This is a genomic window from Endozoicomonas sp. (genome assembly GCF_051008435.1).
Classification (GTDB): Bacteria; Pseudomonadota; Gammaproteobacteria; order Pseudomonadales; family Endozoicomonadaceae; genus Endozoicomonas_A.
The window spans coordinates 1-9,644 of sequence record NZ_JBPCXO010000409.1; the positions used below are offsets into that span (position 1 = coordinate 1).

11 protein-coding genes are annotated in these 9,644 nt (G+C 45.5%); 3 read left to right on the forward strand and 8 right to left on the reverse strand.

Going from position 1 to position 9,644, the window contains the following annotated elements; genetic code table 11:
* Nucleotides 1–280, forward strand: a 280-nt coding sequence (locus ACR2PX_RS20650; RefSeq protein ID WP_434001248.1) for a hypothetical protein, incomplete at its 5' end; no start/stop codon positions are given.
* 34 nt (nt 281–314) lie between these two features.
* Here the strand turns inward: ACR2PX_RS20650 and ACR2PX_RS20655 are convergent.
* Nucleotides 315–563, reverse strand: coding sequence for a hypothetical protein (locus tag ACR2PX_RS20655; RefSeq protein WP_434001249.1), 249 nt, complete (start codon nt 561–563; stop codon nt 315–317).
* Nucleotides 564–692: 129 nt separating this feature from the next.
* Between ACR2PX_RS20655 and ACR2PX_RS20660 the strand changes: the two genes are divergently transcribed.
* Nucleotides 693–1,358: a TetR/AcrR family transcriptional regulator gene (locus tag ACR2PX_RS20660; protein WP_434001250.1), complete on the forward strand. Its 666-nt coding sequence runs from the start codon at nt 693–695 to the stop codon at nt 1,356–1,358.
* A gap of 48 nt (nt 1,359–1,406) precedes the next feature.
* Here ACR2PX_RS20660 and ACR2PX_RS20665 read toward each other — a convergent pair whose 3' ends face one another.
* The 7 genes from ACR2PX_RS20665 to ACR2PX_RS20695 form a co-directional block, all read right to left on the reverse strand.
* Nucleotides 1,407–2,711 (reverse strand): hypothetical protein, encoded by a 1,305-nt coding sequence (locus tag ACR2PX_RS20665; protein ID WP_434001251.1) that lies wholly within the window; start codon nt 2,709–2,711, stop codon nt 1,407–1,409.
* Nucleotides 2,712–2,764: 53 nt separating this feature from the next.
* On the reverse strand, nt 2,765–3,325 hold the full coding sequence (locus ACR2PX_RS20670; protein ID WP_434001252.1) for an SRPBCC family protein: 561 nt from the start codon (nt 3,323–3,325) through the stop codon (nt 2,765–2,767).
* Nucleotides 3,326–3,353: 28 nt separating this feature from the next.
* Nucleotides 3,354–4,304 carry a bile acid:sodium symporter family protein gene (locus tag ACR2PX_RS20675; protein WP_434001253.1) on the reverse strand — a complete coding sequence of 317 codons (951 nt, stop codon included), beginning with the start codon at nt 4,302–4,304 and terminating at the stop codon, nt 3,354–3,356.
* Between the two features lie 296 nt (nt 4,305–4,600).
* Nucleotides 4,601–6,127, reverse strand: coding sequence for a SulP family inorganic anion transporter (locus tag ACR2PX_RS20680; RefSeq protein WP_434001254.1), 1,527 nt, complete (start codon nt 6,125–6,127; stop codon nt 4,601–4,603).
* A 525-nt stretch (nt 6,128–6,652) separates the two neighbouring features.
* Nucleotides 6,653–7,378 (reverse strand): hypothetical protein, encoded by a 726-nt coding sequence (locus tag ACR2PX_RS20685; RefSeq protein ID WP_434001255.1) that lies wholly within the window; start codon nt 7,376–7,378, stop codon nt 6,653–6,655.
* A gap of 119 nt (nt 7,379–7,497) precedes the next feature.
* Entirely contained in the window at nt 7,498–7,947 is a 450-nt protein-coding gene (locus ACR2PX_RS20690) for an RDD family protein (RefSeq protein ID WP_434001256.1), read from the reverse strand.
* Nucleotides 7,948–8,052: 105 nt separating this feature from the next.
* The gene (locus ACR2PX_RS20695) at nt 8,053–8,538 is read right to left on the reverse strand and encodes a glutathione peroxidase (RefSeq protein ID WP_434001257.1); all 486 of its coding nucleotides are present in this window, start codon (nt 8,536–8,538) and stop codon (nt 8,053–8,055) included.
* Between the two features lie 380 nt (nt 8,539–8,918).
* Here ACR2PX_RS20695 and ACR2PX_RS20700 point away from each other — a divergent pair, with 380 nt between their 5' ends.
* Nucleotides 8,919–9,560: a hypothetical protein gene (locus ACR2PX_RS20700; RefSeq protein WP_434001258.1), complete on the forward strand. Its 642-nt coding sequence runs from the start codon at nt 8,919–8,921 to the stop codon at nt 9,558–9,560.
* Nucleotides 9,561–9,644: the final 84 nt, after the last annotated feature.

A 9,644-nucleotide genomic window follows, 5' to 3' on the forward strand; every position in this document is an offset into this window, starting at 1 on the left:
GTTGTCAAGCGTTCATTCTTTTCAACGAAAGTCGTTAAGAAGAAAGAAGCTTTTCAACTCGCTGAACTGGCGAACCCTTATGTTTAATAAGCGTTTGCTTTTCTTGTTCAGCGGCGGCGCATTCTACCGTGTCAGCCGATGTTGTCAACCTGACATTTTATCAGGCGATTCAGTTCTGCTGCTGTGGCGACTTGCTCCGTTAGTGGAGGCGAACTATACAGATTTTCATGAGGGGTTCAATACGCAGCGAAGCACTTTCGTACTATCACCTAATATTTAATAAGATTAATTTCCTCTACTTATATAAGAGCAAATCAAAACGAGTGTTTATTCTTAATCCTAAGCACTGAATAACACACACCTCTTTGAACCAACCTCTCCTCCACCTGCATACCCACAAGCGATGCAGCAGAAGGCCTGACACAGAAAAGTTTTTCTCTTTCCTCGCCCATAATCAACCAAACACCATGAAATACAGGCTCTGACCACTGATTTTGAGTCAGACAATTTTTACTGCCAGCTAACTCATGAAAGATAAAGGGAAGTAATTTTTTTGCATCCACCTTTATTTGTCCAGATATGTATCTACTTTTATATGTGTTCGAGTAACACACCTAACTCTATGGCGATGAGCATTGACCAAAAATGTGGTTATAAGTCGTTTAGTTGTTATAGACATGAGGAGTCTATAGATGTCGAATGCTGCAATAAAACCCCGTAAATTGCCGGTACAAAGTCGCTCTAAAAAAAGGGTCGAGTCGATTCTTGAAGTCACTGCAGCTCTATTAATCGAAGGGGGGTATGAATCTCTGACCGCTGTGGGCATAGCTGAGAGAGCTGGAATACCGGTTGCTTCACTGTATCAGTATTACCCTAATAAAGAGGCTGTTATCTATGCGCTTTGCGAAGACATGATCAATGAGGTTTTGCAGCGCTTTAATGAGTATGAAAACTTCAGTGAACACAAGATGGGACTCAACGAGTTGCTGATCTTGATGGGTGATAGAGAGTATTCCGATCCGGCGAACCATAAGCTGGAGTTTGAATTGAACAGAGCCATGATCGCCATGCCACAACTGGCAGAGCTTCATACTTCTTTTGATGAGAAGATTTCTGAACGTTTTGCCAACATACTCCGTCACTACGGCTCACAGTGGCAACATGACGAACTGATCAACCTTGCCAGAATAATGTTTAGAATCGGCAATACCTATTTCGAGCACATTAATTCCACAAAAGAGAACACGGTTCTGGCAGAGCAAAGCAAAGTGTTGATGCTCAGAGCTATATACTCTCTGATCAAAGATTCTATGGAAGGCTCAACAGAGAAACTGATACAAGAACAACAGCCGTCCTGACACAATGAACGATTGATTTGCCTATGTTTCAGGCACGCAGCCATTTAATTACAGCCCGTTTTCATCATGAAAGCCGTCGTGAGATTGCGGGCCAACTACCCGTATATTAACAGGCATGTTGTAAGCAGTAGCCAAAGGCAGATCAGCTAGTGAACGATTTTCATTTTCCAGATACACCATGTTGGTTTTATAGAGCTCTTCACTTGCCATCCTGCGAGACTGAGTTTTCAACGCTGATTTAAGCACTTTTTTTAACTTAAGTGGCACCAGAGCTTCATCAATGATGCTGTTGGCTGTTGTCAAAAGTTCATCCAATAGTGCTTCGGGTGTCGATGCCTGAAGAAATACTTCTTCAGATTCATCAAATTCCTGGTAGCAAAGGTCTTGTAACCTGGTTTGTATACGCTCCAGTTCATAGCTCCAAAGCTTGTGCTTATCAGCCGCTCTGCCAAGAACACGACTAACGCCTCTGTGGAACCCTTGTTCAAGACTCATGGGAATGCGGTTGCTGATAGTACCAAACTCAGAGAATATGCCTTCCTCACACTCACCAGCCTCTGCTACTTCTCTACTGAAGCTCAGGCAGTTATGGGTAGGCCCTCCCCATAACCACTTCTTCTTTGATAACTCGTTAAGTTTCGCCCTCATTCCTTCTTCATTCTTGCACTTGAGATCAATCTCGAAGGCTATGTTATTTTCCCACTTTTTCAGATATTCAACGAACTGGAAGTTATTTAGATGTTCCGGATACCAATGTGCCGAGCTGATCTGGACATAACGACTTTCACCGGAAGTCGGATCTCCAAAAGCAAGCAGGGCATGGCCGTATTTATTGGTTGCACCATCCTTGATAACAATCATTCTGGGGCGAATGTATTGTTTCAGCTCACTCTCCGGGATCCCTTTTGTAAAAACATATCCGGATAAATCTTCAGTATTTTCGGCAATGAGTGGCCCCAAAAAGCTATCTCGGGTCTCAATAAGCTCAGACAGGGTATAACCCGGAAAAAGGCGTCTGGGCTGACTACCCTGTGCTTTTTTACTGTGAAATAAACGAACCAACTGATCATCAAGATGAGTAAACGCTTTGATTAAAGTGTTAGCTACTGCAACCTTGGCTTTTAAGTATCCGTGTCTGAATTTCTTTGAAGCACGTTGTCTCAGACTCTTTTGAGGCATTCTCTCACCAAGATAAGCCTCATCGAGCATACGCTTGCTGGAATAAGTGCTCACAACCCGGCCAGTTCGGGTTCTGACTCTGGGCTGCTTTGCTGAGAGGTCACCATCTTCAACAAAAGACCTCAACTCGAAAGCGGTCGATTGCTGATTAACTCTTTTCCCGGGTGCTGGCATCTTAAGTAATTCCGCGTCTCCTCAATTAGAGTAACGGCACCACTTTCCAGTCTCTAGAGTGTTGCTCTGATCTCCTCAGTGACCGACTGGCCTGTTTCATAAAAATATCTAAGACCAAGAACCGTTTGATCGACGGTCTTTCCAATGGGCTCTGCCATGACATTTTGGAACAACCAGTTGCCTAACAACCCCATAGGAGGCTCAAAACTCATGGTGCCAGTAAATTCTGTCTGCTGAGTGCCCGTTTCAGAAATTTGATAGCGGAATCGTCCTTTTTTGAAAGGCAGGAAAAAGGTTTCATTGTGCAGTTTAATGACAAACCCTGTCCCTTCATTCCATTCCACTACGGTTTCATCCACATATTGATCTTCGCTCTTGAAAACCCTGCGACTCGCCCCCACGCCCTGCTTTTGTTCAGTGAGCAATCGGGTGTCTACGACATCAGGGACATAGTACTGTGAAACAGTCAGGTCACTCATTTTTTCCCAGCTCTGCTCAACGGGCAGATCAATCACTATTGTCGAACTGATGGCCATTCTCGGATTTTCTGCTGGCCAGAGGCTTAGCCCTGCTAACACAGAAACGGTTACGCCTGCTGCAATATACTTTTTCATTGTTTTTATTCGTCTTTATGCTTCAACACTAACCAGATTCACGGGCACCCTCAGCTTCGAGAGAATGGAGCGGCTGAAGACTTTCTTCATCTCCTGTCGATCGCCTGGCCCAAAACCACGTCAATGCCATTCCACTCACCAGATGCCAGACTCCCCATAACCCAACGACCTGAATCATAGCGGTCATTTCAGGATAGAAAGTAAAGAGGATAGAAAAACCAAGAGCTGAGTTCTGGATACCAACCTCCATCGTAACCGCTCTTCGATCTGCCTCTGGCAAGCCTGCTAACCTTCCCGCACCATAGCCAAGTAATAACGCCAGTGTATTCAATCCGATAACGGTGACGGCAACGATGCCTATATATTTCAGCATGGATTCCAGGTTGTTTGCACAGGCAACGATCACAAAACCCAGCATTATAACCATCGAGGTGACTCTGATGGGTTTTTCACTCTTCTGTGCTAACCGGGGGTAATTGGTACCAATGAACATGCCTAATGCCAGAGGAATACCCAGTATCAGGACAAACAGCGCCAACAGACTCACAGGATCAATCATTATGTCCTGAAGAATGGCACGGGTAGAGGGGTTCAAAGAGGCATAAAACGCAAAATTGAAGGGTGTCATCACTATGGCGCCCACGCTGGACACCGCTGTCATGCTGACAGAAACCGCTACATTCCCTCGGGATAGATAAGTAAGGATATTGGAAACACTACCGCCAGGGCAGGATGACAACAAAATCATGCCCAAACCCAAATCAGGTGGAATCGAGAACAACCAGATGATGAGGGTCGTGATGGCAGGAAACAACAAAAACTGGGCCACCAGACCGGTAATGGGTGCCCTTGGTTGTCTAACCACCCGTTTAAAGTCATCGACTTTGAGGGTGAGCGCAACACCAAAAATGACACAGGCCATCATGGCATTCATGACATAAAGTGCTGAGCTATCAAAATTAATATCAAGAGGTTCCATAACGGGCCTCCTGATCGTTGAGCGATAAAAATAGGACTGGAAGAGAGTGCGTTATCAGGCCCCTCCGGTTTTCCGCATGTCCTTCACCGAAAACAGCATACGGCATAGGGTTTCTCCCGTTATTGTTTTTATTATTCTGATTATGCTAACACTACCATGACGATAAGGCAGACGCCTTAGATCTTACAATATACTGAAACTTTTCACTACGGTTACCTTTTAAGTCCTCCCCTGAAATCAAAAAGCCCGGCAAAATAGCCGGGCTTCTCTGGATCACCAAGTAACCACTCTAACGGTTAGGCATTAGTTGCTACAAAATATTTGGGATCTTCTATCACATTCACTTCTACCATATTGTCTGCTTTTTTCAGCAACTTACGGCAATCTTTGCTCAGGTGTAGCAAGTGCAGGGCCTTGCCTGCGTTAGAGTAGCGTTCTGCCAGAGTATCAATAGCTTCCAACCCGGAGTGATCACACACTCGAGAATCTGCAAAATCAATGACAACATCATTATTGTCTGTCTTGGGAGAGAACTGCTCAAGGAAGTGTGTGGTTGAACCAAAGAACAGTGGACCATGTACTTTATAAACACTGGAACCATTCTGATCTTCTTTCTTTTCGATCCGGATATACTTGGCGTGTTCCCAGGCAAAAATCAGAGCAGAAACAATCACACCGATAATAACTGCTACTGCCAGATCGGTAAGCACAGTGACTACTGAAACCAGAACCAGAACAAAAGCATCACCTTTTGGTACCTTGCGCATGATCCGGAAGCTACTCCATTCGAAGGTGCCAATCACTACAATAAACATCACGCCTATCAGAGCCGCAACCGGAATGCTTTCGATCAAGGATGAAGCCGCCAGAATAAATGCCAGCAGGAACAGCGCTGCAGAAATGCCTGACAAACGACCACGACCACCGGAATTCACGTTGATCATGCTCTGACCGATCATGGCACAACCACCCATACCACCGAAGAAGCCCGTTACTATATTGGCAGCACCCTGACCCATACATTCACGGTTTGAACTGCCGTGAGTTTCAGTGATCTCGTCCACCATTCGCAGGGTCAGCAAAGATTCAATCAAGCCAATAGCCGCAAGAATCAGAGAGTAGGGCAGAATGATCAGGAAGGTTTCCATATTCAGTGGAACCATAGGAATACTGAACTCAGGCAAACCACCGGCAATACCTGCTACATCACCCACTGTTTTAGTATCCAGATTCAGGCCAATCACCAACAGGGAAACCACCAGAATCGCAGCCAGGGACGAAGGGATTGCAGTCGTCAGTTTCGGCAGGAAATGAATAATAGCCATGGTCAAAGCCACCAGACCCAGCATCAAGCCAAGTTCGCCACCCGACATCCAGGCCACATCAACTACACTGCCTTCCATAAAGGTACCGGAAAGCCAGCCTGTACCGCCTTCAACGCCAAACTGACCCAACTGAGCCAGGAAAATAACAATGGCCAGACCATTAACGAAACCCAGCATGACAGGATGAGGCACCATGCGAATAAACTTACCCAGCTTAAGCACTCCAGCCAAAACCTGAATAATCCCCATCAACACGACGGTGGCAAAAAGATACTGCACGCCATGATCAGCTACCAGGCTGACCATAACAACGGCCAAGGCACCGGTAGCACCGGAAATCATACCTGGACGACCACCAATTGCGGCTGTAATAAGACCTACCATAAATGCAGCATACAGACCCACTAATGGATCAACACCTGCGACGAATGCAAAGGCTACCGCTTCTGGCACCAATGCAAGCGCTACCGTCAGACCTGATAGCAGGTCATTTTTCATGGTAGCTACCTTGTTTGCTCTAAGTTCGAACAACATTGCCTCCGATTCAGACAGGCAGTCTTACGACCAAGGGGAGCCTGTCTCTCAATCTGTGAAATCTGACGCTCTATCCAGAATACCCTTAAAAGAGTGTAGAGGACGGATGGGCAGTACCTCGTGATAGCGGGCAACTGCTTTGGCCCTTTCATCAAGTAACGAATGCCAAATGGCATACTCAACTCATGATGATCAGACAGGTGAGTGTGGCGACAGAATGATTTTAGTTATAGGAGCTGGTCTGGATTACCTGATACAAAAACCCATATACAAAGCTCTAAGCCCACAAAAAGAGGTCTTTCCATATCAGGATCATCATGGATGACAAGTATCTTTTAAGGGTTAAACATGGGCGCGGATTCTAAAGAAGAGACTGGCAGAAGACAACGACCAGTTAGTCTTAGATACCACAACTCCTGACTACAACCCCTCGGTAACCTGCAGTCAGGAACTATCGTTCAATTTATTGACGGAGCGCTGCTGTGAAAGTCAGGAGGGTGTTAGCTCACTGACATCCATCAGACGACCTACAATGACATCGTTCATCCTTTTAACCAACTCAGGGACATTGATTTCGTAATATTGAATCAGGGCATTTTCGATGTAAGCCCAGGCTCTGACGGCTTCCTTGACCTTTTTTCTGGCTTCAGGATTTTTACCGTTTAATGCCTTCTCCAAAGCCCTCAACTCATCGCCAAATTTTTTCGCGTCTACGTCCAGCTCATCATAAGGAAAACCAATCATGCTGACAGAGCCTTCCGCATACAACATGGCCAGTCTTTGCATATCTGCAGCCAGCCTCAGTGCTTTTACATCAGAAGGCAAAGGTTCGTCATAGCTTTCACTGCTGATCAATTCAATCAGGTCTGCTCTGGAGGTGTTCAAGTCTGCTGTTGCATAGTGAGAGGTATAACCATCATCTTTCATCTCATTTTTGCGGGAAAAACTTTTCATCGACTCCCAGGATGTCTTGATATCTTTCAGCTGCTCAACATTGGGCGTTTTAATCGCATTCAGATCACTGTCCATACTCAGAAGTTCTTTCTCCAACTCCTGGTAGGCATCACTGCTGCCTTCATCGAAAGAGATATAAAAGAACGAGCTGGCAACACGGTAGGCTTGACGCTCCAGATTAAACTGTTCCTTCAGGGTGATGGCCGATGACTGGGACAGATAAAAAAGACTGACGACAATGCAACACAGTCTGGCAAACATTGAGGACTTCCTATTCAATTAACTTGGTACTTCCTGGCTGGGCAGGTCAACGTCCTGCCAAGCTATGCAAGTCAATCGATAGGAGCATCATCTATTCGAACTATCTTGCCGGGATTGATCTACTTTCTTAGCCTTACTACGACAGTCCCCGCAATTTTATCGTGCCAGCCTTGCTTTTTCTTATCCACTACGATCCAGAAAAAGCCCAGAAATAACGGCAGAATAGAAACAAAATAAGCCAGGTAGCGTATGACTGACTGAGATAATTTCGGGGCAAGCCCGGTTTTTTCATCAACGACCTTCATCGTAATGAGCATTTTGCCTGGTGTAGCGCTTTTATAGTGCCAGAACAATATCACCGCCAGGGCTGGGAAGAGCCAGTTTATGATGATATCACCTGGCCCCAGAAGTTGCCTTGAGCCTTCAATCGTTAGCTGATTGCCATAAATAATCATTGTGAGAGGCAATGTGATAGCCATCAGAATCAGGGTATCAATCAATGTTGCCCAAAACCGATCCAGAAAACCGGCATACTCTGGCGTTTCCTGGGTTAAATCCAAATCTGACATGGGGAACCTCCCGTCTATTAACCTCTGTCCATAACGGCAAAGTCGGCAAACTTCGTCAGATCGTTAGTTCGCCGGAAGTACTGCTGGACCTTCCGTAATATTTTCTCAGCTCTGAGCCAGGATATCTTTTATGGAGGCTTCCAATTCCTCTGGTTTCGTTGTGGGAGCATATCGCTCGACCACTTCACCCTGACGATTCAGAAGAAACTTGGTAAAGTTCCATTTAATATTTTTAGTCCCCATTAAACCGGGGGCAGCCTTCTTGAGATCCTTGTAGAGGGGAGCAGCACTGTCTCCATTCACTTCTACTTTTTCAAAGACAGGAAAAGTGACTCCGTAGTTTTTTTCACAAAATGCACCGATCTCACCACTGTCACCGGGCTCCTGCTTGCCAAACTGGTTGCAGGGAAAACCAAGAACCACCAACCCTTGCTCTTCATACTTTTTATAGAGCTCTTCCAATCCCTTGAATTGCGGTGTAAAACCACACTGGCTGGCAGTATTCACTATCAGCACAACTTTACCTTTGTAGTCTGCAAGCGACTGAACATCGCCGGATAACAGCGGCATTTCGTATTTCAGAACATCCATTAAATGTATTCTCCTCTGGTTGTAGGTAGAAGGTTATACCTCATTTTTTCTCAATTGGATGAAAAAAACAATTCAGTGCGTTCACTGATTACCCCCACCTATAGTAAAAGCAGGAACTCCTTTCAGACGAGACTGGAAAGACATGGAATCAGCGTCATCTAAACCAACAGGCAGAGATCCTTATTCATCTCAGACAACGCCTTCTGAAACAGAGTCCGGCAATAGCTCTGTAGAACACAAAAAGGAAATTCCAGAACCCGACACCTCCACAGCAGCCAGCTCCAGAGACTTGAGTAGAGCCTCCCATCTCATAAAGCCTGGCCTCGAAGGTTTGAAATATCTGAAAAGCCTGTCCCCTGAACAGCTGTTACCCATCGTTTTTGACCAAAAAGCACTCAATCAATGGGAGAGTTATCACAGCGAAGAAAAAAGGCAAAGGTCAAAGTCTGGTTAACAGCTGGGTCTTTCTGGTGGATGCGATAGCCAATGGCCGTTTCACTTCACCTTCTGATCTGGAACCTTTGCTGCAAAACCTCCATGCCCACAGTTTTGAACACGGACCCAGAGACTGCTCAGGACTGTCTTTAACAACTTACAGGGCAGGGGACTTTAGATATATTCCCACAATGCACAAAGCTTTGATGCAACCCATTTATGGACACGATGCTCCCTGCGTAAAAAAATACGCTGACTCTGAATGTTCCGAAGCAGCACTCTATGAGTCCAAACAGAAACTGGATGAATCTTGTGAAATAGCGGGCCTTCCGGAGTTACCTCCTTTCTGCTTTAGAGTGTTTATTAATAATAAAGATGTCTATTTAGCGGTTCCTGTCGAGCTGGCCGTAAAGCTGTATCAACAACCTCCCGGGTCCAGAGCTGAAGCTCAAGCATTTATGGAAGAAGTTGCAGCACACTACTGCTCACGACCGGATTTAGATTCCTACCTTCGGGCTCTCAATAAAGTTAACCCTCACGAGTTAGGAGCCTGTCGGACTTATGCTTTCGAGCATAAATTTCAGTAGAACGAGTCGAATTATTCGATGGATTCGTGAGAATAGTTGACCTATTTAATCGAATTCATCGAATAATTGGGCCGTTCTTTCTGG

Coding starts and splice junctions, on each gene's coding strand:
- ACR2PX_RS20670 (WP_434001252.1), bottom strand. CDS start 3,325: ATGAAAAAGTATATTGCAGCAGGCGTAACCGTTTCTGTGTTAGCAGGG.
- ACR2PX_RS20665 (WP_434001251.1), bottom strand. CDS start 2,711: ATGCCAGCACCCGGGAAAAGAGTTAATCAGCAATCGACCGCTTTCGAG.
- ACR2PX_RS20695 (WP_434001257.1), bottom strand. CDS start 8,538: ATGGATGTTCTGAAATACGAAATGCCGCTGTTATCCGGCGATGTTCAG.
- ACR2PX_RS20660 (WP_434001250.1), top strand. CDS start 693: ATGTCGAATGCTGCAATAAAACCCCGTAAATTGCCGGTACAAAGTCGC.
- ACR2PX_RS20690 (WP_434001256.1), bottom strand. CDS start 7,947: ATGTCAGATTTGGATTTAACCCAGGAAACGCCAGAGTATGCCGGTTTT.
- ACR2PX_RS20680 (WP_434001254.1), bottom strand. CDS start 6,127: ATGAAAAATGACCTGCTATCAGGTCTGACGGTAGCGCTTGCATTGGTG.
- ACR2PX_RS20675 (WP_434001253.1), bottom strand. CDS start 4,304: ATGGAACCTCTTGATATTAATTTTGATAGCTCAGCACTTTATGTCATG.
- ACR2PX_RS20685 (WP_434001255.1), bottom strand. CDS start 7,378: ATGTTTGCCAGACTGTGTTGCATTGTCGTCAGTCTTTTTTATCTGTCC.